General features: G+C 60.9%; 21 protein-coding genes. 1 reads left to right on the top strand and 20 read right to left on the bottom strand.

Annotated elements, in window-relative coordinates; translation table 11 throughout:
* Window position 1 precedes the first annotated feature (1 nt).
* The 11 genes from HMPREF1023_RS07585 to HMPREF1023_RS07535 form a co-directional block, all read right to left on the bottom strand.
* Window positions 2-322, bottom strand: a complete 321-nt coding sequence (locus HMPREF1023_RS07585; protein WP_009305619.1) for a hypothetical protein — start codon at window positions 320-322, stop codon at window positions 2-4.
* Window positions 322-960, bottom strand: coding sequence for a hypothetical protein (locus HMPREF1023_RS07580; RefSeq protein ID WP_009305618.1), 639 nt, complete (start codon window positions 958-960; stop codon window positions 322-324). Before HMPREF1023_RS07580 ends, HMPREF1023_RS07585 begins: the two co-directional genes overlap by 1 nt.
* Window positions 957-5,072: a Tfp pilus assembly protein FimT/FimU gene (locus tag HMPREF1023_RS07575; protein WP_009305617.1), complete on the bottom strand. Its 4,116-nt coding sequence runs from the start codon at window positions 5,070-5,072 to the stop codon at window positions 957-959. Before HMPREF1023_RS07575 ends, HMPREF1023_RS07580 begins: the two co-directional genes overlap by 4 nt.
* 287 nt (window positions 5,073-5,359) lie before the next feature.
* Window positions 5,360-6,676, bottom strand: coding sequence for a coproporphyrinogen III oxidase family protein (locus tag HMPREF1023_RS07570; protein ID WP_009305616.1), 1,317 nt, complete (start codon window positions 6,674-6,676; stop codon window positions 5,360-5,362).
* Entirely contained in the window at window positions 6,677-7,969 is a 1,293-nt protein-coding gene (purD, locus tag HMPREF1023_RS07565; protein WP_009305615.1) for a phosphoribosylamine--glycine ligase, read from the bottom strand.
* A gap of 342 nt (window positions 7,970-8,311) precedes the next feature.
* Window positions 8,312-9,628: an adenylosuccinate synthase gene (locus tag HMPREF1023_RS07560; protein ID WP_009305614.1), complete on the bottom strand. Its 1,317-nt coding sequence runs from the start codon at window positions 9,626-9,628 to the stop codon at window positions 8,312-8,314.
* Between the two features lie 492 nt (window positions 9,629-10,120).
* Window positions 10,121-11,044, bottom strand: a complete 924-nt coding sequence (locus HMPREF1023_RS07555; protein ID WP_009305613.1) for an AEC family transporter — start codon at window positions 11,042-11,044, stop codon at window positions 10,121-10,123.
* 5 nt (window positions 11,045-11,049) lie between these two features.
* The gene (locus HMPREF1023_RS07550; protein ID WP_009305612.1) at window positions 11,050-11,559 is read right to left on the bottom strand and encodes a bifunctional ornithine acetyltransferase/N-acetylglutamate synthase; all 510 of its coding nucleotides are present in this window, start codon (window positions 11,557-11,559) and stop codon (window positions 11,050-11,052) included.
* Between the two features lie 36 nt (window positions 11,560-11,595).
* Complete coding sequence (locus HMPREF1023_RS07545) at window positions 11,596-13,179, bottom strand: amidohydrolase (RefSeq protein ID WP_009305611.1); 1,584 nt, start codon at window positions 13,177-13,179, stop codon at window positions 11,596-11,598.
* A 57-nt stretch (window positions 13,180-13,236) separates the two neighbouring features.
* Entirely contained in the window at window positions 13,237-14,157 is a 921-nt protein-coding gene (locus tag HMPREF1023_RS07540; RefSeq protein WP_009305610.1) for an AEC family transporter, read from the bottom strand.
* Between the two features lie 168 nt (window positions 14,158-14,325).
* The gene (locus HMPREF1023_RS07535) at window positions 14,326-15,117 is read right to left on the bottom strand and encodes an AraC family transcriptional regulator (RefSeq protein ID WP_009608913.1); all 792 of its coding nucleotides are present in this window, start codon (window positions 15,115-15,117) and stop codon (window positions 14,326-14,328) included.
* 171 nt (window positions 15,118-15,288) lie between these two features.
* Between HMPREF1023_RS07535 and HMPREF1023_RS07530 the strand changes: the two genes are divergently transcribed.
* On the top strand, window positions 15,289-15,546 hold the full coding sequence (locus tag HMPREF1023_RS07530) for a helix-turn-helix domain-containing protein (protein ID WP_009305608.1): 258 nt from the start codon (window positions 15,289-15,291) through the stop codon (window positions 15,544-15,546).
* Between the two features lie 307 nt (window positions 15,547-15,853).
* On the opposite strand, the gene HMPREF1023_RS07525 is transcribed toward HMPREF1023_RS07530, so the two are convergent.
* The 9 genes from HMPREF1023_RS07525 to HMPREF1023_RS07485 all read right to left on the bottom strand — a co-directional run bounded on the left by HMPREF1023_RS07525 (window position 15,854) and on the right by HMPREF1023_RS07485 (window position 25,379).
* Window positions 15,854-18,160, bottom strand: a complete 2,307-nt coding sequence (locus HMPREF1023_RS07525; RefSeq protein ID WP_009305607.1) for an AAA family ATPase — start codon at window positions 18,158-18,160, stop codon at window positions 15,854-15,856.
* A complete protein-coding gene (locus HMPREF1023_RS07520) occupies window positions 18,157-19,443 on the bottom strand; it encodes a DNA repair exonuclease (RefSeq protein WP_009305606.1) in 1,287 nt (428 codons plus the stop codon). The genes HMPREF1023_RS07525 and HMPREF1023_RS07520 overlap by 4 nt, the downstream gene beginning before the upstream one ends.
* 36 nt (window positions 19,444-19,479) lie before the next feature.
* Entirely contained in the window at window positions 19,480-20,892 is a 1,413-nt protein-coding gene (dnaB, locus tag HMPREF1023_RS07515; protein ID WP_009305605.1) for a replicative DNA helicase, read from the bottom strand.
* Between the two features lie 301 nt (window positions 20,893-21,193).
* Window positions 21,194-21,736, bottom strand: coding sequence for a 50S ribosomal protein L9 (rplI, locus tag HMPREF1023_RS07510; RefSeq protein ID WP_009305604.1), 543 nt, complete (start codon window positions 21,734-21,736; stop codon window positions 21,194-21,196).
* Between the two features lie 15 nt (window positions 21,737-21,751).
* Window positions 21,752-22,012: a 30S ribosomal protein S18 gene (gene rpsR / locus HMPREF1023_RS07505; RefSeq protein WP_009305603.1), complete on the bottom strand. Its 261-nt coding sequence runs from the start codon at window positions 22,010-22,012 to the stop codon at window positions 21,752-21,754.
* 21 nt (window positions 22,013-22,033) lie between these two features.
* Window positions 22,034-22,489 carry a single-stranded DNA-binding protein gene (locus tag HMPREF1023_RS07500; protein ID WP_009305602.1) on the bottom strand — a complete coding sequence of 152 codons (456 nt, stop codon included), beginning with the start codon at window positions 22,487-22,489 and terminating at the stop codon, window positions 22,034-22,036.
* A gap of 58 nt (window positions 22,490-22,547) precedes the next feature.
* Window positions 22,548-22,841 carry a 30S ribosomal protein S6 gene (gene rpsF / locus HMPREF1023_RS07495; RefSeq protein ID WP_009305601.1) on the bottom strand — a complete coding sequence of 98 codons (294 nt, stop codon included), beginning with the start codon at window positions 22,839-22,841 and terminating at the stop codon, window positions 22,548-22,550.
* A 790-nt stretch (window positions 22,842-23,631) separates the two neighbouring features.
* Window positions 23,632-24,150 (bottom strand): hypothetical protein, encoded by a 519-nt coding sequence (locus HMPREF1023_RS07490; RefSeq protein WP_009305600.1) that lies wholly within the window; start codon window positions 24,148-24,150, stop codon window positions 23,632-23,634.
* A 758-nt stretch (window positions 24,151-24,908) separates the two neighbouring features.
* On the bottom strand, window positions 24,909-25,379 hold the full coding sequence (locus tag HMPREF1023_RS07485) for a MarR family winged helix-turn-helix transcriptional regulator (RefSeq protein WP_009305599.1): 471 nt from the start codon (window positions 25,377-25,379) through the stop codon (window positions 24,909-24,911).
* Window positions 25,380-25,464 lie beyond the last annotated feature (85 nt).

Below are 25,464 nucleotides of genomic sequence, written 5' to 3'. Positions count from 1 at the left end.
GCTACCAACCCTCCTCGTAGTATGCATAGCCGCCCGACTGGTATACGCTCACTTTGATGGGAACTGCGGTCGAAGAGTCCGGGAGCGTTACAGACACGACAGGCCCGTAGGAAGACGAATCGTATAAAGAATTCTCCGAGGCATACGAGGCGTTCAGCACCTGCTGGCTTCGGGCCGAGGCAGATGCCGACACCGTCACCATCGTGGCGAGCATTGTGGCGCCCAACGCCGCAATGAACACTGCCGCCAGCACCTCCACCATCGTGTCGCCGTGGCAATCTTGCAGTTTCTCACGCAGCACGCGCGTCGTTTTGCCGATCATCACGCCGCCTCCGTCTTCTTCACGACGGTGTTGTCGCCGTACTCGATCACCGTCACGCGGCCTTGGTTATCGAACGTGGGCGTGCATTGGACGGAGATGGTGGTGTTGTAGGGGGAATCCGCCGCGAAAGCGGAATCGAGCGACAACTCCACGGTGATGTTGAGGTCGGGATCCACCGTGATACAGCCGTACACCGGGGCGAGACCCCCCGCTTCGCTTGGAGGGTCGATGAGCAACCGATTGGATGCGGAGCCGCCCAGCACGTAATCCTTCCCCTCCGCGCGGGCGGCGAGGATGTCCTTCGTGCGCTGTTCGGTCCAGAAATTCTGGCCGATCATCGAACGCAAGCTATTCGTATCGACACTCGCCTCACCTGCGGTATCGTAGGCGATTTTAACGACTACCGATTTCTCCTCCCAGACAGCATCCTCGCCGCCCAGCTGCTGGGCCATCAGCTTCGCCGCCGACTGCATCGCGTACTCTTTCTGCTGCAAGTCCACATGCGTCTGCGCTGCCTTGGCCTGCACCGAGGCAGCCGTCATCACCACCGACCCGACGATGCCGCAAATAAGGAAGAACACCAGCGCAATGACAATAGAAGCCCCGGAAGTGTCACGAAGGATCCTCACGCGCTTCATAGGGAACCACCAACTTCCGCCTCGATGGGAACCCATGCGCTGCCACCCAAAGAGTACTGAACAGGCTGCGTGACCGTGTTGTAGTGCGCCGAACACGCACCGCTTTGACCGCCGATCACCGAACCGGCGGAAAGCCGGGTAAGCACCTGCTGGTTCTCCGGAAACGAGAACGACACCGTTTTCACCGTGCAGTAACTCTCGTCGAGAGACCACCCGGCACTACCGACAACGCCGCCCAAGCAAACGACCGAGGAGGGCTTCACTTTGTTTTCAATGTTGAAGACGACGTCGGTCACCGAACATGATGATAGGTTCACCTGGCTTGTTCGAGCAACGATCAAACCCGCCGACAATCCATCGACCGTCCCGGTATCCCTCCAAGAGACTCGGACATCGACATCGAAAACCTTGCACTTTTCGATGTCGCACTCTTCCGCATACCCTATGAGCGGTGACACCGCATGGGTTCCGTAGGAAAGCCTGTCCACGACAGCAGTCGCGTTCTCGCTAGCACCCTCAAGCGTACAGTTCACAATCTTGGACTTCGCAGCATTGCCCACCAGAAAACCGAAGTTCGAGTTCGAGTTCGTACCGACGGCAGCATACGAATTGCCGTCAACGACAAGCCTCACGTTCTTTATAACCGCAGACGAAGTTCCATCACTGAGAACCCAAGGGAAGAGACCCTGCCCCTGCCCAACACCCTCGTACTCTTTCGCTGAGTTCAGCACGGAAAAGCCGCTAGTATCGCCAAGGCTGGCATACGTCGCTCGTCCGAAATTGAAGATACGGTAGCTTCCGCCATCGTAAGCCCCTGTGAATATGTTGTTGAACTTGTACCCGTCAACGATGTTCTTCATATCGAGATCATGTTCTTGAATAAAGGCATCTCCCATGTACGCATACTGTACGCCGTTGACATTGTTAAACCATTTCAATGAACCAGGAAACTGCATAGCATGGCGCACGCTCCAGGGCGAAGCATCTTCTCCCCAGGTTTTCGCAACATCGCCATCAAGCGTCACGGCGCGGGCGAAATTGAAGTTGACCTGGTAGGTTGCGGTCAACTCGTTCGGCTGGGACTTGTTCACGAACACTTCCACCGGTGTAGATTGATTCTTCAGCGCAACATCTCCCGACGCAACGATGCGATATGCAGAATACGTCGTCCCAGACAAAGAAACCGTTATAGCTTCTTCATCCTTGATTTTGTACTGGCTACCTTTGCCTTGTGTGATGGCTGACTTCTCAGTGCCCTCCCCAACGAGGATGAAGTACCCCCAGTCGTCGATGGCGTTGTCTGTGCGAAGCTCATTAACGAACGAGCCTTCGTCGGTTCCGTAATAACCGTACCAGCTGGTCGCAGCACCGTTGGCATCAAGCTCGATATACGCCAAACCGAGGCTCACCTTCGGTTTGCGTATCTCATCGAACTTGGCCACGAACGTCGTTCCCTTGAATGCCAGCTGGCCGTCGTACTTTCCGACCGTATCGCCCGGCACGCAGACGATCGACCCCGATCCGGCATCGCGAACATCAACCGTTTCCCAACCCACGAAACGATAGGTGAACTCGTCTGTCTCGGGTTTCGCAGGAGGGTCGACCTCACCCAGAACAACTTCCGACTCGATCGACGAATACGGAACATGCTGAACCGCATAATCGGGTTTTCCAACACCTTGCTCGGTGTAGTAGAGCAGTGCCCGGTAGAAGCGGTAGTCTTCTTGGGTGGTTATCTTGAAGTCGTACGCATCTCCTCGACGGCACGAGAACTCCAACCCGTTGTAGTTCTTCAGAAGGGCGGGCGGCATAACGGCAAGATCGTTGATAGAGGGACCGCGGTACAGCCAAAGCGAGACGTTGGTCAAGCGCGTGCTGAGCACGCCGCTTAGGTACCCGCTGCCGTTGCCGTTATCGTAAGATCTGATGTTCGCGAAACCAACCCCGGGGGCGATGGAGTAGTACACCCGCACCGGCACGGTGCCGGCGGTGCTCAGGTATTCGTTACCTTGGGAAAACCCGGCGACCGTGGTTTTGGACACCGCCCACGACACGTCGGACGACGAGGCGCCGAACTCGCTTTCGAACGCGGTGCGTGCCGTGACCGACGGGGTATCCGCGGTGCGCGAGCCGGTCTCCCGGGCGCTGCCGCTCAGATAGGCAGCCTTCAACGGATTCTCAACCGAAGCCGGTTCAGGAACCGCCAGCTTGTTGAAGTACGCCTGGACTTCGGATGCCTTCGGAGCCGTGCGCACGTACACCGTTGCATTGCCGTCCTCGTCGGCCAAGCCGTGGTTCTTATGGTTCTCGGCCTCGGCGTAGAACTTCCGCACATCGAGGCGCAGGGATATGACGTTGTTCGCATCGGTATCGGTTCCGGCAAGGGTACCCGAAGCATCGCCCGTTTCATTCGTTCCGTACCAGGTGAAGCAGTCGTTCAGAAAACGGTAGTCGTAGTTGACCCCCTTCTGGTTGAACACGCCCCATTCCCACTTGCCATCGTTCAAGTAGCCCACGCGCATGCATTCACCGGTGTCGGCTCGCTTGATCCACAGCTCCCAAATCTGGTACGCATGATTGTTGTACGCGCCCACAGTTCCCTCGAGCCGGTACGTGGCGTCGTCGCGCACGGACGACGACGCCACCCAACCGCCCGCGTACGACTGATAGCCGGCCTGCTCGTTCTCGCCCTTCAGCTGCGCGTTCACGGGGGAAGTACGGAAGTGGTTCTCCTTGTCCTCGAAGAAGGGAGTGACCGTCAGCCCGTCCTTCACCACGCCGTCGCCGTTGCCGGAGCCCGCCCCAATGGAAGGATGCGCGCTGTCCGCGACCGCCGACCGCACCTGCGGCTCGATGTAAGCTTCGTTCTTCTCGCCGGCCACGACGGCGGAGTACGGGTTGGTTATCAGCATCGTCAGCTTGCCCGCAGGGCTCGGCCACTCCACATGGGCGGCAGCCGTGCCCGGCACGCAGCTGCGCGAGGCGTCCTTCGTCTCCACCGACACGGTCAGGGCGTCGCCCGCCACACACGCGTCGAACACCTGCTTGAGCTTCGCTTTCTGCGAGTCATCCGCCGTCGGCTTGCCGTCATTCCCCTTCGCCACCAGCTGCGAAAGTGCGTTGAGGTCGATGGCCCACACATTGCCCTTCACGTTCGCGTTGTCGCGCGTCTGCTGCTTGATGGCTGCGGCGAAGTTGGTGAAGCCAACCGACTCCGAACCGTCATCGGCCGTGGACAACGACACCATGGTCGTTCCGTTGCTCAAGCCGGAGATCGAGAACGCCACGTTCTTGCCGGTGTTCTCGATAGCCACCGTGGAGGTGGTGGAGCCCGCGCTTCCGTCCGCGGCAATGTTGGGGTCCTGCACCATCAGACAGCCCGTTGCTTCGTCCACCCAGATCACCGGATTCGCGAGCGCTTTCTCGGGCGTGGCGCCGGCAGGGGTGCCGCCATAGTAGCCGATCATGGGGTCGTGGCCCATGCGCGCCGCCTGATCGGTGGAGGCGTCCTCGGTTTCGTAATACGTCTTCGCGGCGTTCGTGGAGGCAGGGGTCGATCCGAAGAAGCCGGACCTTCCGTCGGCGTAGAACACGCCGGTCACCTGCGCCGTGTCGGCATCGAACTCGATGATATAGTCGGCGTCGCGCACAGCCTCCTCCACGGCGAGCGCCGGGACGATACCCTGCTCGCGGGCGGTGTCCGCCGTCATGTAACGTTTGGAAGACTCCGCAGCAGAAGCGGAGGGAGGAGCAACCTCGTCGGACCCGAGTGTTTCACGTGAAACATGTTCCGTTTCGCCCTGTGAGCGGGACGAGCCCTCGAATGTTTCACGTGAAACATCCGCCGAGCGCGCGGCGGGGAAGCAGGCGCGATACGAATCGCCGTCCTTCACGGCATCCACCCACGTGCCCGATACTTTCTTGGCCGTCATCTGGGCTTGGGCGGCGTTCGCGATGGATTGGGCGGCGTTGTTCAGCTCCAACATGCGCATGTTGTTCTGCGCCGACACGATGGAAGGAAAGGCGATAGCAGCAAGAATGAGTACGATGGCAACGCTCATCAGAAGTTCGGCGAGCGTAAAGCCCTCCGTATGCCGTCCCCTCTTGGCCATGTCTATGCCGTTTCCTCCTCCTATCAGGCAATAGAACGTCCCTCGTTGTGGTTTTGTATCATAGCACGTACATTGCCGAGGAATGCCGAAACGCGCGCCCGCCAATGAAAACGTCTACGTTGGATACTCCGCAGAACACGGAAACAAGCGCGTTCCACGTGAAACAGTCGGACACCCGAACCTGCAGTCGAGCCGGAACACGTTGCCGGACGCGGCTCGGCACACACGAAAAACGCCCGCGGCAGATGCGCGGGCGTTTCGGTGTTCGAGCGGATGCGGACAGACGGTTATTTGCCGTCGCCGAAGATAAGCTCGCGTTCCTCACCCACCAGGGCGGCGCGCGCCTGATCGCGCAGGTTGTTCACGCCGATGAAGAACTGGCGCATCATCACCACCATGAGGTAGCGGCCCTTCGGCGTAAGCGTCAGCTCGTCGGCGTTGTCGCGGTCGAACGCGCCCGAGGCCTTCATGAACGCCATCTCCACCGGCAGACCGCGCTCCACAGACACGCCGAAGTCCTTCTTGAACTGGCGCTTGTCCAGGCGCAATCCGAACAGCTGCATCATGAAGCGGTAGCGCATCTGGTCGTGCTTGCTGAACGTGGCCTTGCCCATCAACGACATGCGGTCGTGCTCGATGGCGTCGTTGTAGTCGTTCACCGAGAACGTGTTCACGTACAGGTTGTTGCCCAAATACGTGATGCCGCCGCTGCCGATGGCGGGGTATTCCTCGTAATCCACCACGTACTCGTCGATCATCGCGTCCTCGCCCGCCGCGCCCGTGCCGCGCTTGTTGAACGTCCAGGCGCTGCCGTGCTCGAACAGCGGGTTCTCGCCGCCGGCCAGCACTTCGGAGATGATCTCGTAGAAGCGCTGCTCGCGCGCGTAATCAACCTTGCCCACGGTGCGCGCCAGCGAGCGCGCCACGCTGGGGCTGGCCATCAGCGGGTAGAACGTGGTCTGGCTCGTGCCGCTTTCCACCACGCGCTCGATGTCGCTGAACAGCACGTCCTCGGTCTGCGCCGGGAAGTTGAAGATCATGTCCACGTTGAGCGACGTGAAGTAGGGGCTGGCCTCGCCGATGCGCTCGAGGATCTCCTCGCCGCTGCCGTACTTGTCGTAGCGATCCATCTGCTTCAGCAGGTCGTTGTCGAAGCTCTGCACGCCAACGCTCAAACGCTGCACGCGACCCTGCAGCTTGTCCAGGTAGCTGGGAATCAGGTGGTTCGGGTTCGTCTCGCTGGACACCTCGCCGATGCTGAACGTCTCGCGCGCCAGATCGATGGTGTCGCACAGCTCGTCGATCATGATGGTGGGCGTGCCGCCGCCCACGTACAGACTTTCGAAGTCGTAGCCGAGGTCCTTCAACATGAGCATTTCCTTGCGCATGTTGGCGAAGTAGGGCCGCGCGCGATCCTCCGCGAACGGGAAGCGGTTGAACGAGCAATAGGGGCACAGCCGCTCGCAGAACGGCACGTGCATGTACAGCATGTACTTCTGGCCGGGCTTCGGCCCGGGCACGCGTCGCTCTTGCGTCGGTTCGAGGCGCAGGTAATTCTTCGTGCATTCGCGAACAACGGACGTGAGCAAGCGTTCTGAAAGCATTTAGTTCTCCCAAGCGGCACGACCGGCCGCAGCGCGTTTGCCGATGTCGCTGCGGTACTGCTTGCCTTCGAAGTTGATAAGATCGCACGCTTCGTACGCCTTCTCGCGCGCGTCGTCGAACGAGTCGCCCAGCGCCACCACGTTCAGCACGCGGCCGCCCGCAGTGACCAGCTCGTCGTCGAAATTCTTGGCGGTGCCGGCATGGAACACCGTGACGCCCTCGATCTGCTCGGCCTCGTCGATTCCGAGGATGACCTTGCCCTTCTCGTACGATCCGGGATAGCCTTCGCTGGCCAGCACCACGCACACGGCCCACTGCTCGGACCAGCGCAGGTCGATGTCGTCGGGGCGTCCTTCGGCCACGGCCAGCATGATATCCGCCAGGTCGGACTCGAGACGCGGCAGTACCACCTGCGTCTCAGGGTCGCCGAAGCGAGCGTTGAACTCGATGATCTTCGGACCTTCGGGCGTCAGCATGAAGCCGCCGTACAGCACGCCGCGGTAATCGTTGTCGAACTCGCGCGCGGTGGCAACCGCTGCGCGCTCCATGATGTCGTGCATGGCCGCCAGCTCGTCCGGCGTCACGATGGGCACCGGCGAGTACGCGCCCATGCCGCCCGTGTTCGGACCGCGATCGCCGTCGAACGCGCGCTTGTGGTCCTGGGCGGTGGCCATACAGTGCGCCTTGCCGTCGCTGACGAACGCCAGCATTGAGCACTCGGGGCCGGTCAGGCACTCCTCGATGAGCACGGTTTTGCCCGAGTCGCCGAATGCGCCGTCGAAGCAGGAGCGCACGGCGTCTTCCGCGTCCTCAAGTTCGTCGGCTACCACGACGCCCTTGCCAGCGGCCAGGCCGTCGGCCTTCACCACGATGGGCGCGCCCAGCTCGCGCACGTAGGCAAGCGCAGGCTCGAGGTCGGTGAAGCTGGCGTAGCGAGCGGTGGGGATGTCGTTGGCGTCCATGAATTTCTTGCTGAACGTCTTGCTGCCTTCCAGCTGGGCACCCTGGGCGTCCGGTCCGAACGTGGGAACCCCCGCGGCGCGCAGCACGTCGGCAACACCCGCAACCAACGGAGCCTCGGGTCCGATGACCACGAAGTCGATGGCGTTCTCGCGAACGAACGCCAGCACGGCCTGGCCGTCCTCGGGGTTCAGGTCGGGTACGTTTTGGGCGATGCCGTCCGTGCCGCCGTTGCCCGGCGCCACGTACAGGCTGTCGGTACGCGGGGATTTCGCCAGCGCCCACGCGATGGCATGTTCGCGACCGCCGCCACCCAATACCAAGATGTTCATGTCAGGTCCTTTCAAACCCTCAAACTACTTACGTCGTGCAAAAGCGCTTCAGTGCTGCTGGTGTTGCCACTGTTTCACGTGAAACATTTGTTCCCATGTCGCACGTCATTGCGACGAAGTGTTTCACGTGAAACGTTTCGTCGCTTTATAGGTCGAACTCATACGTCAGCGAAAAGCGCCGAGGTGCCCGAGATCGTGGGGATGGCGAGGGCGAAGCGCGCCCCGAAGGAAGTCCCCGTAGGGGATACTTCGGTACGCGAGCCGTCGGCATCGCCGCGAGATCGGGGGCATCGGCGCTTCGCAGCGTCGAGTCGTTCCGCCGTTCGACAGAACGGCGGAACATTACCGATCCCAGCCTCGCATGATGGTCTGGTCGCGATCGGGGCCGACAGCGATGATGCTGACCGGCACGCCGGTGATCTTCTCCAGGTACTCCACGTAACGCTGGGCGTTCTCGGGAAGCTCCTCGAACGTGCGGCACTCGGTGATGTCAACGCCCTTCCAACCGGGAAGCTCCTCGTACACGGGCTTCGCGTGGAACAGCACGCTCTGCTGCATGGGGAAGTAATCGTACACCTTGCCCTCGCACTCGTAGGCCGTGCACACCTTGATGGTGTCGAAGGCCGACAGCACGTCGAGCTTCGTCAGAGCCACGTCGGTGAGGCCGTTGACCTCGGCCGCGTAGCGCGCGATGACCGCGTCGAACCAGCCGCAGCGGCGCTTGCGCCCCGTGGTCACGCCGAACTCGTGGCCCACCTTGCACAGCAGCTCTCCGACCTCGGCCTCCTCGCCTTCGCCGCCATCCTCGGGGAAGCGCTGCTCCGTGGGGAAGGGGCCTTCGCCCACGCGCGTGACGTAGGCCTTCTGGATGCCCAGTACGCGATCGATGACCGTGGGGCCCACGCCCGTGCCCGTGGCGGCGCCGCCGGCGCAGCACGACGAGGACGTGACGTAGGGGTACGTGCCGTGGTCGATGTCGAGCAGCGTGCCCTGCGCGCCCTCGAACAGGATGGACTTACCGGCGCGCACGGCCTCGTTCAGCAGCTGGGCCGTTTCGGCCATGTACGGCTTGAGGATGCGCGCATAGGGCAGGTACTCCTCGCAGATCTCCTCCACCGTGTAGGTGTGCAGGCCGTAGATCTTCTCGAGGATGGGGTTCTTCTGCGAAAGCACCGCTTCCAACTTGAGACGGAAGATCTTCTCGTCCAGCAGGTCCTGGATGCGAATGCCCTTTCGGGCCACTTTGTCCTGGTAGCAGGGGCCGATGCCGCGCTTCGTGGTGCCGATCTTGTTCTCGCCCAGGCGCTTCTCGTCGGCGCCGTCGAAATCCTTGTGGTACGGCATGATCACATGCGCGTCGCACGAGATCTTGAGGTTCTTGCAGGAGATGCCTTCGGCTTCCAGCATGGCCATCTCCTTGATGAGCACGCCGGGATCAACGACCACGCCGTTGCCGATGACCGGAACCGCATGCTCGTACATGACGCCGGAGGGCATGAGGTGCAGCGCGAGCTTCTTGTCGCCGTGGATGACCGTGTGACCCGCGTTGTTGCCGCCCTGGTAGCGAACCACGTAATCGTATTCGCGCGCGATCAGGTCGGTGACTTTGCCCTTGCCTTCGTCGCCCCACTGGGCGCCAATCAGAACCGTGCTCGGCATGTCTGTTTTTCCTTTCGGTGTTCGAACCACAGAATTACAGTATATCAATCTGGAAGGCAAATGGAGTTTGCACATGTTCTTTTCGAGGTCTCCACATGAGTTCCGGGGGGTTCGATCGCCGAACGGCGGGGAGGGTGCCGACGCCAAAGGCGCACAACGGCAACGGGTGAGGCGTTCACGCAGAGGGCCCACCGATCGCGGCAGGCAGAGGAAGGGATCGGGCAACGCGGTCGCAAGCGGTCGGAAAACCGGTATCGGCACGGCTCGCCCAGGGCATCGCATGCTGCGCCCATCGCAGAAAGAGCCTGCGCGGCATCCGGGATTTTTCACATGAAACATCTCACATCGCAACCTCGAATGTCCCACGAAGAGCATCTCGTGTCGCGCCCGGATTGTGTCACGGGAAACAATCCGCGTCGGGCCTCGAATGTTTCACGTGAAACAATTCGAGCCGATAGAAGGCTCGGCGCGCGGGAAGAGCCGCCCCATCAGTCAGAACAGCACCTTCACCAGGATCAGGATAAGCGGCACGGTGAGCAGGAACAGGAACATGCTTTGCGTCGTGGCCCGGGCGGCGAACTTCGGGTTCGCGCCGTATTGCTGGGACAGAATGACGTTGAGCGTGCCGCACGGCATAGCAAGCAGGAAGACGCTGACCGAAGCCACCAGCGGGTCGATCCCGGGCACGAACGAGAGGACGACCGCAGCCAGAGCGGGCAAGGCCAGGAGGCGCATAAAGGAAACGATGTAAGCCCATTTGTCTCTCACCACATCCGACAGCTTCATGCGCGACATTTCGTAGCCGATTATGAACATGGCCAGCGGCGTCATCATAGAACCGGCCATATTGAACGCGTCCGTGATGGGGGTCGGGAACCTGAACGGAAGCGCGTACAGCACGAGCGCGACGACGGTGCAGATCAGACAAGGGTTCAGCAGAATGCCCTTGATATCGGGCTTCGCCTTGTCCTGCAAAACCGCGATGCCGAAGCTGAAAAGGGTGATGTTGAACACGATGTTCGCCGCGATGGCGTACAACATGCCGGCCGAGCCGAAAAACTGCATGGCCAACGGAATGCCGATGAACCCGTCGTTGCCGTATGCGCACAAAAGCACGAAGATGCGGTTGCCGCCGTCGGGGATGGGAATGCGCTTCCGGACAAGCCCCAGGCCGCCGACAACCACCACGTAGAAGACCAACGACACCGCCATGGTGACCACGAACCCCTGCAGCACCGATCCATCGAAAGCAACCTGGGATGACGACAGGATGACCAACGGCAACACGGCCTTCAAGAGCAGGGTCGACAAGCCGTTCTTCATCGAGTCCGTGATGATGTCGCGCTTGGAGAACAAGAAGCCGAACGCCAATAGGATCAGAATCTGAAGGAAAATCTCCACCATTTCGACCGTCATCGAAATCACCTTCCATCGCGCCGTCGATTCGCGCGTGCGCCGTCGCGCGACGCCCGCCTGCACGCAAGCGGAACGCCGCGCTCGAACGGCTCGACGGGAGGGCGCGAGCCCATGATTCCCGTGGAAGCCACCAGCACCTCGTCCTCCCGGCAGCCCAGCTCGCCCGCCGCGAGGCTTGCCGAGCGCCGCGCCACCTCGAGGCCGTTCTCGCCGGTCAGCGCGTTGGCGTTGCCCGAATTGATCAGCACGGCGCGCACGAAGCCGAACGAAACGCGGCGAAGATGGTCCCGCGACACGTCCACGGGCGCGGCGCTGAACGCGTTGTGCGTGAACAGCGCCGCGCAGGGGCAAGGTATGTCAGCTGACACCAGCGCGCAATCGAGGCGGTCGTCACCCTCGTAGAAGCCCGCACGCACGCCCGAAGCCGTGAAGCCGAGGGCGGAGGTCACGCCCCCTCCGTCGATCGTCGCAAGGCTCGGCATCTCATGATGCCGCACCGCCCTCGGCCGTCTCATCTTCTCCGCTCCTTCCGCACCCTCGAATAGATTGCGCTACGCGCGCTCGAACACCACGTCGCCGTTCAACACGGTCAACTGCACCTGCGTCTCATGGATCAGTTTCGGATCGATAGCGAAGATGTCGCGATCGAGCACGATAAAGTCGGCCAGCTTGCCCACCTCAAGCGTGCCCTTGCGATGCTCCTCGCTGCACCAGTAGGCGGCGTTCTTCGTCACCATCTCCACCGCCTGGTACACAGAGATCGCCTGATCAGCACCGAGAGTCACGTCGTCGCGACCGACGGCCTGGCGGGTGACCGCACATTCGACGCCGTAGAAGGGATTCACTGTGCACACCGGCGCATCGGTTCCGCCAGCCACGATGAGTCCGGCATCCATCATGTCCTTGATCTGGAACAGACGGTTCGCGCGTTCCTTACCCAAGCGCAGCTCGCCGAAATTCACGAAGTTCTCAAGCCACACCGGCTGGATGGCTATTACACAGGGAATCTTGGCCGCACGCTCGATGAAAGTGTTGGACACCAACGTGGCATGAACGAAGTAGAAGCGGCGCGCGTCGCCCACTGCAGGATCGTAGGCGCGCTCGAACGCAGTGAGCACCATATCGTTCGCCGCGTCGCCGATAGCATGAATCGAAACGTCATGACCAGCGTCGTAGGCGGTTTTCACCAGCTCGTCCAACTCTTCCTGCGTGTAGTTGCACTCGCCTCGAGTCCCTACCGGATTCTCGTAATCCTCGAGCATGAGCGCACCGGCCGATCCGATGCCGCCGTCGGTAAGCATCTTGATGGCGCCTAGTTTCAAATCATCATCTCCGAATCCCGTCACCAAACCGCGGACATTGGGATACTCGGGATACCAATTCAGCGTAAGGTGGCAAGGCAGCCCCTTCTGACGACGCATCTCGGTATAAAGACGGGCACCGAAGGGTCCGTCCTCCTGATTCACCTCGAGCTGGGTAAGTCCAAGTGAAGAGCAATACTGCAAATGCTCGTGAACCGCATCGACGCATTCCTGCAAGCTCATGCGGGGTATGACAGGATCAACATGCTCGGGATACACCACTTCGCGTACGACGCCGTCCGGACGACCGTCATCGAATCGGCCCACATGATCAGCCACCATCGGCTGAAAAGACGCATCGATACCCGCTAGCGCCAGTGCCGCAGAGTTCAACACATGAACATGGTGGCAGAAACTGCCGATGCAAATAGGAATTTCAGAAGAAACGCTGTCGAGCTCATCACAGTTCGGAAAACGCCCCTCTTTCAAGAACTCGAGGTGCATGTTCTCGGCAGTAAGCCACTGACCAGGTTTGATGCTTTCCTTTCGCTGTTCGAGAAGGCTCAAGATTTCTGGAATGCTATGGCACCCGCTTAGGTTCGGCGTAATACGGCCCATGCAATCATGGAATAGGTGCATATGGGTGTCAGCGAAACCGGGAAGCACGCTTCTTCCCTGCAGGTCAACGTACTCGCACGCGTCAATTGCACGCATCTCCTTGCTCGTACCGGCGGCCACAATGGTTCCGTTATGAACGGCCAGCGCCTCCACTGTATCACCTTCGGACACCATGGTTCGAATGACGCCGTTGTAATACACGCGATCGATCTTCATAGCTCAACTCCTATCCTAGCTTCGTTTTCATGCGCTGTCGAACTGGACGGTGCACGCTTACAACAAGGTATTGATGATGACGAGCATGATGGGAACGGTAATCAAGAACAGGATCATGGTCTGCGTTGTGGCACGCGAAGCGAACTGGGGGTTAGTTCCATACTGCTGCGACAGGATCACGTTCAAAGTTCCGCACGGCATAGCCAAAAGAAAAACGAGAACCTTCAAAACCTCGTGATCCACAGGCAGGAACATGAAGATAACGCACACGATAGTAGGAATTACCAGCAAACGCAGGAGGGAGACGACGTACGCCCAGCCGTCTTTTATCAAATCAAGCACCTTCATGTTGGCGATCTCGTGACCAATAATGAGCATAGCCAGCGGAGTCATCATGTTGCCGGTCATAGTAAAAGCGGTGCCGACGAAGGAAGGAAAACGGAAGGGAGCGACGTACAACGCCAGCATGACCACCGTGCAGATCAAGCACGGGTCGGTTAGGACCGACTTCACGCTTACCTTGCTCTCGCCCGACAGGATCATCAAACCGTAGCTAAACAGGGCGATGTTAAAAGCCACATTAAGCGAGAAGGCGTACATCAAACCTGTAGGCCCGAAGAATTGCGTGGACAAGGGAATCCCGATGAAACCAACGTTTCCGAACACACACAGCAACGGGAAAACACGGTCGGCGTTGTCCTTCAAAGGAAGCCTCTTTGCCACCATACGCAAAATAAACAGGAACACAAAGTAGAATACGAACGATATGACCAGAGTGATACCGAAACCGCTGAGGGTAGAGGCATCATAGGCGATCTGTGACGAACCCAAGATGCTGATGGGTAGAACCAATTTCAACAACAGAGTGGAAAGACCGTTCTTGATGTCCGACGTGAGAATCTTCTTCTTCGTGAAAAAGTAACCGAACGCGAGCAGGATGACGATCTGCAGGACAATCCCCCACATTTCCGGTGTCATGAAAACCTCCTTATAAAGACGATGCGGAACACGAACCGCCTCGCCTCCCCGATCAGGGCCCCTCGGGATCGGAAACGCGGATTCGGTTCGCGTGCGCACTCATTCTTTACAAATCGGCAACCGAAAGCTTGTATATTTTCACACTCGCCATTAAAAAGCTGTCGAAGGTCAATGAAACAAAACCGTCGAGCGGCCGGCACGAATATCGCCAGGGACGAGCGTCGTGTACTTTTTAAATTCCCGATCGAAATGCGATTGATCGTAATACCCCAAACCGGTCCCGATATCGAGTCCGGTCACACCCCTATATCGACTGTCAGAGAGAAACCTGATGGCATTCTGAGTGCGAATGATGCTGGCGTACGTCTTCATGGTGCAGCCAACCGCTTCTTTGAACCTCTTGGAAACATAGGTATGACTGTAACCCGTGCGCTCGACCACGTCTTCCACACGCACCACCCCAACCCTGTCCAAGATGACCTTCGTTATAAAAGATACCAGTGAGTCCGACTCGCAGAAAAGCTCCGAGTGACTGCTTGCGGCGAAATGAGACGCCGCCAACCGAGCGCGCTCCTCAAAAGGCAGCGAGAGATGAACGATATCCCTTAGAACATCGATATCCACATACGCCGACGCTTCGATTCTTCGATTAAATAGCGCCTGTGCATCGAGCTTAGAGAAACAACATTTGGGTCCCGGCATGAACTTAATACCAAAACAACGCTCATAACAAGAAGAATCGCTTCTATGGCCTTTGAGAAGGCTTCCTGCAACGAAACACTCCTCTTGCGCACCGCTTCCCAAGAATTGCACGTCGACACAGCCGTCGGGTATACCCAACGTGGAGGACCGCGCTGCTGGCGAAAACGTTATCTCGTACACTTTGTTGATCAAGGAGTCGTCAACGATCAACTCTTGATAACCCAGACCTGCACGCGAGCAGAACGATCTCAGATTCACCCGTCCCCCTTTCCGGCGACGAAGACGGCACCCCCCCCCATGCGCCAGCCGACGGCGAAAACGTCAGCCGCTCAGCGTTTCCTTACTTTTCTAACCAAAATGGTTATAAAAGTATCCAAAACGATAACTATAGTAACCGTTTTGGGAAAGAGATCGCAATACCCTGTCCTCATGAATGAGAAGTACAAATCAGGATTCGGCGAAGCGGTGAGGATGCAGCGCGCGGTGTGCAACCTCACGAAAGAACGCCTGTCCCTTATGGTGGGCATCAACCGACTCACGCTGAGGAGGATCGAATCCGGAGACGCAAATCCGACCTTGGATGTCATGTATCGCATATCCGAAGGGCTGGGCGTCCCATTGAGCGAGCTCATCGCACAAGCTGAGGAAGCGGAGAAGAGAGACGGGACTTCCAGCAAAACCGACTAACGCAACCGGCGAGTTTCCGCGCCCCTCCTACGGTGCTCGAAGAACAGCGAAAACTCCGAGTCGTTTTGCGCGAAGCTCTGCAAACACGGCAAATTGGAAAAGCCGACCCCCCCGCATCCCAAAGCGCCCGGGATGTTTCACGTGAAACATCTCGACGGGCGCGACAATAGCGGCTGCGCCGGGAGTGAACTCTCGACAAATTGAAAAGCGCTCGAGTCGGACGGGGAAGAGAACAGGAAGCAACGAGAGAAGAATCCAGGCGAGAACAGGTTGCGCGCAAGGAGAACGCAATCCAGGCGCGTGCAGACTACAGTTCGACCTCGTTCAAGGTCGGGTCCGCCTCCCGCAACGCCTCCACCACTTCCTCATGGCAGGTGAACAGGATCACCTGGCGCATACGGGCGAGCTCGGCCAACGCGCGGGCGGCGCCCGCACGTCGGGACGTGTCGAAGTTCACGAGGATGTCGTCGGCCAGGATGGGCACGGCGCGACCCACGTTGTCGGCGGTCATCAGCAGGGCGATGCGCAGCGCGAGGTACAGCTGCTGGCACGTGCCCAGCGACAGATGGCCGGGATCGCGCGTGGTCTTCACCGCGTCGGTCACCTGCAAGCGGCCCTCGGCGGTGAGGCTCACCTTCGTCCAGCGGCCGTCCGTCATCAACGACAACAGGCGGCTGGCCTGACGATACACCTCCGGCTGGCTCTTGCTCTCCCAAGTGGCGATGGCGCTTTCCAGCATGCGGCGCGCCAGCAGCAGGCGCGCGTAGTCCTGCGCGCTCTCGTCCTGGCGCGTGCGGATCTGCTGGTACAGCAGCTTGTACTCGTCGAAGTCGCGCAGGTGCTGGGCATGGGAAAGCTCCTGCTTGAGCTCGCCGTAACGGCGGTTGAGGCCTTCGCTGGCCTCCATGAGCCCCATGCGCTGCTGCGACTTCTGCGCGATAGCCTCGTCGACGGCGTCGAGGGTGCGCTCGGCGCGCAGGTCGATTCGCTCGTACAGGCGGCGGCGTTGGCGCTTCGCGCTGGCCAGGCTCTCCTCCAGCGCGCTGCGGCGCGACACGAGCGCCTGCAACCGCTGCTGGAACAGGTTGTTCTCGGCGCGCGCGTCCTTCGCCTCGTCCAGCAGCGTACGCGATCGGCGCAGCGATCCCTGCGCCTCGGCCAAGCCCGCGGCGTCCAGCTGGGCACGGGCGCGGTTCCTGAACGCTGCCTGGCTTTCCAGGCACGCTTCCAGCTTCTTCTTGTCTTGCAGCATCACCCACTGGGCGTCCTGCTTGCGCGCTTCCTTCGCGTCCTCTTCCTTGTTGGGGCGAAACAGCATCACCATCGCGGCCAGCGCCAGCATGATGGCGAACACCACCAGACCGATGCCGAGCGCCGTGAACGACAAGCTGGTGATCTCGCGGCCGTGAATGAACAGGGGCAAGCCCGTGCACACGAACATGAGCGGCAGCGCGATGGACAGCCCCACCTGCACGCTGCGCTGGCGGCGAGCGCGTTCGCGTTGGGCGCGTTCGTCGTCGGTTTCCAGCAGCGCCTCGTAAGCGGCCTTCGACGTTGCGAAGTTGTCCTGCGCCAGATCGACGGCGTGCTCGCATTTCGCCTCGTCGACCGCCAGCGAGTCGATCTGGTCGCGCAGGGCGCGCTCTTCCGACGCTGGCAGCTCAACCAGCTCAGACACGCTGCGGTCGGCGGCGCAATGGGTTGTGACCAGCACGTCCTCCTCGTCGCACAGCGACGCTACCTGGTCGGTCAGCGAGTCTATCTCGTGATCCAGCTTCTCGATGTTCGAGCGTTGGACGGTCAGCGTCTCGATAGACGTGTTCAGAGCATCGAGGCGCGCCAGAAGCTCGTTGCGCTGGGGTTCCAGCTCGCGGAACTCCTTATCCTGCCGCTTGAAGCGCTCGGCCTCCTCGGCGGCGGCCGTCATCTTGGCGCGCAGCTCGTTCTCCTGCGTCGTGAGGTTGGCGATGGAGTGCTCGACGCCGGCGGCGCGCGAAGTGTACTCAGCCAGCTTTTCCTGCACGGTGGCCAGCGCGTGAGCGGGCGAAGCGCCCGTTCCCGAACCGGCGGTGAGCAGCTTAGCCGTAACGTCGGTGGTGTTGCGCAGCGTCCGCAGCTCGTCGCTGGTCAGGGAGAACATCGTCTGAAATGTCTCTTTGTCGATGTCGGCCACGAGGGATGCGTCGCCTTGCAAGCCGTCGCTGTTGCGCACGCGCGAGAGCTCGAGCTCGGGCGCGCGAGAGGGTTCAGGCGTGGGAAGCGGCGCAGCTGACGCCGCGAGGGAACCGTCGGCTTCGACGGCGGCGACGCGCCCGTCCGGGGCGGCGAGGGCGGGCGCATCCGACGGCGCGGACGAAACGCCGGAGGACGCGTCGCGCTGGGCGAAGAACAGCGATCCAGATCGCTCCGCATTCGCAGGCTTGTAGGTGTTGCGGCTGCCGCGCGCTTCTTCCCAGCCGAACAGCACGCCGCCCACGAACGACGCGAGCGTGGTCTTGCCGGCTTCGTTCGGCCCGTACACCACGTTGAGGTGCGGGGCGAACGGACCCACCGCTTTGTTTGAGAACGCGCCGAAGCTGACGATCTTGATATGCTCGAGATAGGACCGCTTCATTGCTCGTCCCCTTGGGCCAGCAAATCGAGCACGAGGTTCTCGGCCGCCTCGGCGAATGCATCGATATTGCGCGTGTAGGCGCTGGGCAGCTGGATGTTCTTCTTGATGAACTCATCCTGCAAAAACGCGATGGCCTCGTCGGGATTGCGCCGCTGCGCGTCCGCCACCTGCAGGAACACCGCAGGGAACAGCCCTTCGCGGCGCAGCGCCTCCTTGTCGCGCGGCGGCACCGTGAGGTTCGTCAACGCGTCGCAGAAGAATGCCGAATACGCATCGTTCACGTGTTTGCGCAGGCCGGCGATCACATCGGCGCGGTCGAGCATGGCGTGCATCGGGGTCGCGCCCTCCAGCGCAATGCGCACCACCATCTCCTCGCAATGCGCCTTGCCGTTCTCGCGGAACAGCTCGCGCATGATCTTGTCGGTGATGTCGGGCAGGTTCGCGCAATCGGACACGTCCACGTGCATCCGCTGCCACACGACGCTTGCCGTGGGGATGAACTCCAGCTCGTTTTTCGCGCCTTCCCGCAGCGTGACGCAGAACACGCCGCGCTCGCCCGTCTCCTTGATGTCGCGGCCTTGGATGCAGCCGGAGAACACGAGGCGCGGGTCGTCGAAAGAGGGGTAGGCGTACTTCATGTGGATGTGCCCAAGCGCCCAGTAGTCCATGCCCGCGTGCATGAGGACGGCGGGGTCTACCGGGGCTTTCACCGGATCGAGGTTGAGGCCGGTGTGCAGCAGGCCCACTGCGAACGGGGCTTCCGCAGCGTGCGGATGCTGGACGGCTAGCGCCTGCTCGGCCGCTTCGCGCGTGACGCCTTCGGCGATGCACTCGTCCATCGGCCACGTTTGGTTGTAGTAGCCGCGGCCGCCGATCAGGCACAGCGGTTGGCCGTCGCGCTCCACCAGCGCGAAGCCGGGTCGGTCGCCCGGCAGCATGGTGGCGTTGGGCGGCAGCGAGAAGAAGTCGTGCTGCCACGAGGTGTACGGATCGTGGTTGCCCGTGATCAGGTACACCGGAATGCCCGCCTCGCCTAGGCGTTCCAACCCTTCGAAGAAGTGCAGATAGTCGCCGTACGAGGGGCGCGCGGAGTCGAATATGTCGCCCGACACCACCACGAAGTCCACGTCGCGGGCAATGGCCGCGTCGACCATGCGGTCGTACGATTCCGGGATGGCGCTGAGCAGGCGGTTCGCCCATTTGGACGAAAGCGCGCGCAACCCGCGGAACGGCGCCCCCAGATGGAGGTCCGATGCATGGATGAATGTGACGCGTTTCGACATGAGCCCAGTGTACCGCGAAACGGCTCAACAGGGGCTTTACATATAGCCGCCCACGCGCGAATCGTCGATGAAATCCATGAAGCGGGTGTACTCGGCGTTGAAGGCCAGCGGGATGTCGCGCGTGGGGCCGTTACGGTGCTTCGCGACGATCAGCTCGGCCGAGCCCAGGTCGGGGCGGTCTTCGCTCTCGGCCTCGATCTCGTCCATGCTTCGGTCGATGAACATGACGATGTCGGCGTCCTGCTCGATGGAGCCCGATTCGCGAAGGTCGGACAGCATCGGGCGCTTCTTGCCGCGCATCTCCACCGCACGGGACAGCTGCGACAGCGCGATGACGGGCATGTCCATCTCCTTCGCCAGCACCTTCAGGCCTCGCGAGATCTCGCCGACCTCGACGGCGCGGTTGCCGTCTTTGCGCGACTGCGGCGGCGACATGAGCTGCAGGTAGTCGACGATGATGATGCCCTTCTCGGCGGAGCGCAGCTCGCGGCGGGCCTTGGCGCGCAGCTCCAAGATGGACAGCGACGGCGTGTCGTCGATGAACATGTCCAGCTTGCTCAGCGTGTTAGACGCGTCGGCAATGGCGCCCCAGTCCGACTCCTGCACCTGGCCGGCGCGCAGGCGCGACAGGTTCACGCGGGCTTCGGCGCACAGGATACGCTGCACCAGCTGCGCCGCGCTCATCTCCAACGAGAGAAAGGTGACGGTTGCCCCAGCCTTGGCCGCGTTCGTGGCCAGGTTCAGTGCGAACGACGTCTTGCCCACGCCGGGTCGGGCCGCGAGGATCACCAGGTCGCCGCCACGGAAGCCGTGGAACAGGTCGTCCACGTCCTTGAACCCGCTGGGGATGCCGGCCATGGCGTCCTTCTGCTCGGCCAGCTTCGTCAGCTCCTCGAACGCCTCGGTTAGCAGCACGTCCATGCGCTTGAACGCCGAGGACACGCGCTTCTCGGTGACGTGGAACAGTGTTTTCTCGGCCTCTTCCACCACCACGCCCAAATCGTCGGGGGCGTCATAGGCCAGCGCCTCGATCTCGCCCGACGCGCGGATGAGGTCGCGCAGGATGGAGGTGCGCTTGACGATTTCCAGGTGGTTCTGCCAGTTGGTGAGGGCGAACGTGTTGTCTGCCAGCTCGATGAGGTACGCTTTGCCGCCCACGGCCTCCAGCTGACCCATGGCCTTCAGGTTGTCGGCCAGCGAGATGTGGTCGATGGGGATGTGGCGCACGTACAGGTCCATCATGGACTCGTAGATGCGCTGGTGGGCGATGCGGTAGAAGTTCTCCTTGACCAGCTTCGGAGCCACTTCCTCGATAGCTTCCTGGTTGAGCATGCAGGCGGCCAGGACGGATTTCTCCGCCTCGATGTTCTGCGGATCGATCTTTCGCCGATCCGATACGGTGGTTTCTTCCGGTGCGAAGTCGGCGCTGTACGGCGCGGGTGAAGACATGCTCGAACTCCCTCTCGAATAGCGTGAGTCCCTATGATACAACACTTGTCGCGCGGGGTCGGCCACTGTTACCGGAAGCCTCGGCCGCGTATCGAAGAGCAACCGACGCTCCACGCGCAACAGCCTCGGCGGTTCGCCGCCGCACGGAGGGATGTTTCACATGAAACATCCCGGAAAGAACAGTGCCGTCCTTGCGAAACGAAGAGACCCCCTTCGCGCGCCGTAAAGGGCGAAGGGGGTCTCGCTACGGCTGCGACCGTTCGGCCGCTGCCGCGAAATGCTTCGGATACCTCCCGAGCTGCTATTCAGCGGCCTCGGCGGTCTCCTCGGCGGGAGCCTCGACGACTTCCTCGATCGTCTCCTCGACAACCTCGGCCTCGGCAGGAGCGACCTCGTCGTCCGCGCCGCCGACGAACAGCTTCACCGTCGTCTTGATGTCGCGGTACAGCGAGATGGTCACCTCGTGCTGGCCGGCCGTCTTGATGGCGTGGCCCAGCTCGATGCGGCGACGATCGACGTCGACGTCCGTCGCGGCCTTGATGGCATCGGCGATCATCTGAGCGGTAACGGAACCGAACAGCTGACCCTCTTCGCCCACCTTGGCTTCGACCTTGACGAGCGCGCCGTCGAGCGTTTCCTTGATCTTGCCGGCGTCGGCAAGGCGGTTCTCTTCGCGCTTGGCGATGTTGTGCTTGCGCTGCTCGAGCTGCTTCAGGTTGCCCTTCGTAGCGAGGATGGCAACCTTCTGCGGGAGCAGGTAGTTGTTGGCAAAACCGGGGGCCACGTCCACGACGTCGCCTTCACCGCCCTTGCCCTTCAATTCTTGGAGCAGGATGACTTTCATGGTTCCTCCTTGCGCCTAGCGGCTGCGACGGTCGCCGCGACCGCTGATGGCGGGCACCGCGTAGGGCATCAAAGCCATCTCGCGGGCGCGCTTCACGGCGTTCGCGATGTCGCGCTGATGCTGGGTGCAGGCACCCGTCACGCGGCGCGGCTTGATCTTTCCGCGATCGGTAACGTACTTGCGCAGCATTTGCGTGTCTTTGTAGTCGATGTACTGCGTGTCCTCTTTGCAGAACTGGCAGAACTTGCGACGCGGCTGCTTCGCGTAATCGGACATTTCTAACCTCTTTCGTTTCGCTTAAAACGGGATATCTTCGTCATAAACCGAAGAAGAGGCATCAACCACCGGCGCGGCAACCACGGGGGCTGCTGCGGGAGCGGAATAACCGCCGCCCATACCGCCACCGTACGACGACGAATCGCTGTTACGGCTCGACATGAATTCAAGCTCGTCGACGATCACTTCGATCTTGCTGCGCTTCTGGCCTTCGCGCTCCCACTGGCTCCAGCGGAGCTTGCCCTCGATGGCCACTTTGGTGCCCTTGCCGAGGTAGCGCGAGAGGCTTTCGGCGCGCGCGCCGAACATCGTGCAGTCGATGAAGTTCGGATAATCCTCCCACTCGCCCGTCTGCTGGTTCTTGCGGCGGTCGTTGACCGCCACGCCGAAGCCCAGCACGGGAAGCCCGCTCGCGGTGGAGCGAAGCTCGGGATCGCGAGTAAGGTTTCCGCTGATGATAACTCGGTTGATGCTCATGTGTGTCTACCTCTTCTCATGCCGGACGCTGGGTGGTGCCCAGGTCCCCGCTCGTCTCCTAGTCGCGGTCCGTGCGCTTGACGATCATGTGGCGCTCCACAGCGTCGGTGATGCGCAGAACACGATCGAGTTCGGCAACGTCAGCGGGATCGGCGTGGAAATCGATGAGAGTGTAGTCACCATCGGTCAATCCGTTGATCTCGTAAGCGAGTTTACGCTTGCCCCAGTTGTCGACGTTGTCAACCGTGCCTTTGCCCTCAGCGATCGTGGTGTCGATACGCTTCATAACGGCTGCGCGGGTTTCCTCGTCGATAGACGGAGCGACAAAAAACAGCAATTCATAAGCCTTCATCAGCTCACCTCCTTTGGTCTTTACGGCCCCGGTGCTGAGAAGGCAAGATTGCCGGGGCAGGATTAGCCCGACTATTCTAGCAAACAGGGGCCGAAACGACCAACACAATCTTCCCGATCATCGTTTCAGCATGGTTTCGCCATACTTACCATGTTCCAGCAACGTGCCGAACATCTTGCATACATGATACCAAGCTCATCTCACGTTTATATGGCGCAGATCCAGCGCGCAGCCTCCTCAACCTTGCCCGTTTCTCACACCGATCTCACGCGGATTCCACGTTTCTTGCCACGTTTTCCAACGCGGATTACCCGCCGTTTGCCATCTTTTCCAGCGCGAATCCAACGCTGCGGGAGAGTCGACGATCTGAATCAGCGCGGTGAAGACCAACGACGCAGGTGGGGAGCTTGCGACACAAGCGACGATGGGATGGTCGCGGGTTGTGGAAAACCCCGCTGCAGCTGCACGCGCAGCTGCAGCGGGCGGCGCTTTCGCCGCAGTGGAAACCATTTGGCGCTTCGCGGACGCGAAACGCCGGCGGTCTCCCGACACCCGAGACAGCGCCCCCGCCAGGTGAGGTAGCATCCCCGCCAGGTGAGGTAGCGCCCCCGACAGCTGAAGCGGCGTCCCCGAAAGCTGAGGCGGCGTCCCCGAAAGCTGAGGCGGCGTCCCTGGCGGCCGAAGAAGCCGCACATGCGAATCGGCCGCACCTTTGCAGGATGCGGCCGATTCGGAGAAACTTGCGTTTGTGCGAATGTTTCACGTGAAACATTCGTTCGGATGGGCGAGGCTACTCCTCGTCGTCCACCGCATCCTCTTCGAGGTACTTCTCGTCGATATCCTCTTCGGCGTACGAATCGGCGTCGTTCAGCGCGATCATGAAGTTCGGCGCCTCGCCCACATAGGCAGGCTCTTCCTCGAACGTCACGTTGCCCTCTTCGTCCATTTCGTAGAGGTAGCTCACCGCGTAGCCGGTATCTTCGCCCGGTACGCCGCCCTCGGCGATGAGCGCGTCCTTCACGCCGTCGTCGATTTCGATGTAGCCGTCGTAGCACAGCGCGTACGCCGCGGCGCCGCGAGCATGCTCCACCGTATGACGAGCCAGGTTGAAGCATTCCTCGGCCGAGTCGGCAGGATGGTTCTCGATGAACAGGTTCTCCTTCACCACCAGTGCCGTGAACGGCACAACGTCGGAACCCTGCGTCATCTTTTCCTTGGCTTCATCGAGCGAGAACAGGAGCACTTTCTCCAGAATCTCGGGGATCTCGGGAACTTCCACGTCAGAGCTCTCAACTTCGCGATCGGCCATAGCCTTGTCCTTTCAAAAGAGGTACTTCGTTGCCAACCAGTGTAGAGCTTGCAGCCGCAGCTTCGCCTCGCGCCCCAAGCTATTTCGGCGTATCTGCAGAATTTGGCCGCGCGAACCTGCAAGCACGATGCGCACGCGGGACGCAAGAGGCGCGTCCGCTCAACTTCGTCGGCGCCGAGATCGAGCGTCACGCGGCTGCAAACGTTTCGCCAGCGCTGGTTTTCGGGCTGGTTCTGCAAGTTTTTCGACTTCGTGGCAAACCGTTTGCAAGCACCGGTTTTCTCACCAGGCGTTTTGCGTCGGCATCGGGAAGGAGCGACTGGGCGTTGCGAAGCGTCGAGGACAAAACCCCTGGTCGTGAATGATGGCTTATGCCACGAAGTCGAAAAACTTGCACGGGCCGCCCTATTTGCTGCTGACGCGACTTTCGATTGCTGCTACCCGTGCCAAACCTTCTCGACCGTAGCGTTCGGCTCGCCAGCACAAATGTTTCACGTGAAACATCGGACAGAACGGAACGCAGGGGGATGGGATCCGCCGTTGAACCGCAACCGACACGACCGCTCCCCGCCGAGCTCTGAGCTGAGCCGCGCCGATGTCGGCGCGACGGCTACCGACCGTCAGAACCGCGCGGGCGCTGCGGAAGGCGTGGACTTCGCAGGCTGGGGCGGCTTGCATGGACGAGCCCCCGGCTTCGGGAGAAGCCGGGGGCTCGGACGATGGCGCATATGCGCGGCGATTAAACCCGTCTGCGATATTTAGCGGCAGCAGCACTCGTGGGCTTTGCGACCCTTCTTCTTGCCATTGATGCCCTTGTCCTTCATCGAGAGGATGAGCTTCTCGGTGATGGCGTTCAGCTGGGCGATCTCCTCCTCAGACAGGCATCCGATGATGTCGTCAGCCGTCTTGTCGTTCGCGGCGACGCGCTTTTGAGCGACCTCGCGACCCTCGTCGGTGAGCTTCACGGCGTAGGTACGCTCGCCTTCGGCGTCCTCGATGGTGACGTAGCCGTTGCGCTCGGCCTTCTTCACGATATCCTTGAGCTCGCTGCGGTTGAGACCGAGAATCTTCACCAGCTCGCGCTGAGTGGTGCCGTCGTTGTCGACGAGCGCGTTCAGCAGCGCGCCCTGGCCGCGCTTGTAGCTTTTCGGGCCGTTCTTGTGAAAGGCGAGGCGGACGAGCTTGCTGGCCTTCTTGAGCTGCGCGAGGGTCTGGGATGCCTGGTTCATGGAGGGTCCTTCTCTCTTATTTCTGTCTCTCTCGGGCAACTATAGAACTCGCCGCACGCCAGAGGTCGATTACCCACAAATATTC

Origin of the sequence: Eggerthella sp. 1_3_56FAA (genome assembly GCF_000185625.1) — a bacterium.
GTDB classification, from domain to species: Bacteria; Actinomycetota; Coriobacteriia; order Coriobacteriales; family Eggerthellaceae; genus Eggerthella; species Eggerthella lenta.
Note: the sequence above shows the minus strand (reverse complement) of the source record. Positions and strands in the feature narration are given on the sequence as shown.

Bases quoted from the DNA above. Each gene is read 5' to 3' on its own strand.
- HMPREF1023_RS07580 (WP_009305618.1), bottom strand. From the start codon at position 960: ATGAAGCGCGTGAGGATCCTTCGTGACACTTCCGGGGCTTCTATTGTC.
- HMPREF1023_RS07545 (WP_009305611.1), bottom strand. From the start codon at position 13,179: ATGAAGATCGATCGCGTGTATTACAACGGCGTCATTCGAACCATGGTG.
- HMPREF1023_RS07560 (WP_009305614.1), bottom strand. From the start codon at position 9,628: ATGCCGAGCACGGTTCTGATTGGCGCCCAGTGGGGCGACGAAGGCAAG.
- HMPREF1023_RS07555 (WP_009305613.1), bottom strand. From the start codon at position 11,044: ATGACGGTCGAAATGGTGGAGATTTTCCTTCAGATTCTGATCCTATTG.
- HMPREF1023_RS07540 (WP_009305610.1), bottom strand. From the start codon at position 14,157: ATGACACCGGAAATGTGGGGGATTGTCCTGCAGATCGTCATCCTGCTC.
- HMPREF1023_RS07530 (WP_009305608.1), top strand. From the start codon at position 15,289: ATGAATGAGAAGTACAAATCAGGATTCGGCGAAGCGGTGAGGATGCAG.
- purD (WP_009305615.1), bottom strand. From the start codon at position 7,969: ATGAACATCTTGGTATTGGGTGGCGGCGGTCGCGAACATGCCATCGCG.
- rpsF (WP_009305601.1), bottom strand. From the start codon at position 22,841: ATGAAGGCTTATGAATTGCTGTTTTTTGTCGCTCCGTCTATCGACGAG.
- HMPREF1023_RS07485 (WP_009305599.1), bottom strand. From the start codon at position 25,379: ATGAACCAGGCATCCCAGACCCTCGCGCAGCTCAAGAAGGCCAGCAAG.
- HMPREF1023_RS07575 (WP_009305617.1), bottom strand. From the start codon at position 5,072: ATGGCCAAGAGGGGACGGCATACGGAGGGCTTTACGCTCGCCGAACTT.
- dnaB (WP_009305605.1), bottom strand. From the start codon at position 20,892: ATGTCTTCACCCGCGCCGTACAGCGCCGACTTCGCACCGGAAGAAACC.
- HMPREF1023_RS07570 (WP_009305616.1), bottom strand. From the start codon at position 6,676: ATGCTTTCAGAACGCTTGCTCACGTCCGTTGTTCGCGAATGCACGAAG.
- HMPREF1023_RS07585 (WP_009305619.1), bottom strand. From the start codon at position 322: ATGATCGGCAAAACGACGCGCGTGCTGCGTGAGAAACTGCAAGATTGC.
- HMPREF1023_RS07520 (WP_009305606.1), bottom strand. From the start codon at position 19,443: ATGTCGAAACGCGTCACATTCATCCATGCATCGGACCTCCATCTGGGG.
- HMPREF1023_RS07500 (WP_009305602.1), bottom strand. From the start codon at position 22,489: ATGAGCATCAACCGAGTTATCATCAGCGGAAACCTTACTCGCGATCCC.
- HMPREF1023_RS07490 (WP_009305600.1), bottom strand. From the start codon at position 24,150: ATGGCCGATCGCGAAGTTGAGAGCTCTGACGTGGAAGTTCCCGAGATC.
- rplI (WP_009305604.1), bottom strand. From the start codon at position 21,736: ATGAAAGTCATCCTGCTCCAAGAATTGAAGGGCAAGGGCGGTGAAGGC.
- rpsR (WP_009305603.1), bottom strand. From the start codon at position 22,012: ATGTCCGATTACGCGAAGCAGCCGCGTCGCAAGTTCTGCCAGTTCTGC.
- HMPREF1023_RS07525 (WP_009305607.1), bottom strand. From the start codon at position 18,160: ATGAAGCGGTCCTATCTCGAGCATATCAAGATCGTCAGCTTCGGCGCG.
- HMPREF1023_RS07550 (WP_009305612.1), bottom strand. From the start codon at position 11,559: ATGAGACGGCCGAGGGCGGTGCGGCATCATGAGATGCCGAGCCTTGCG.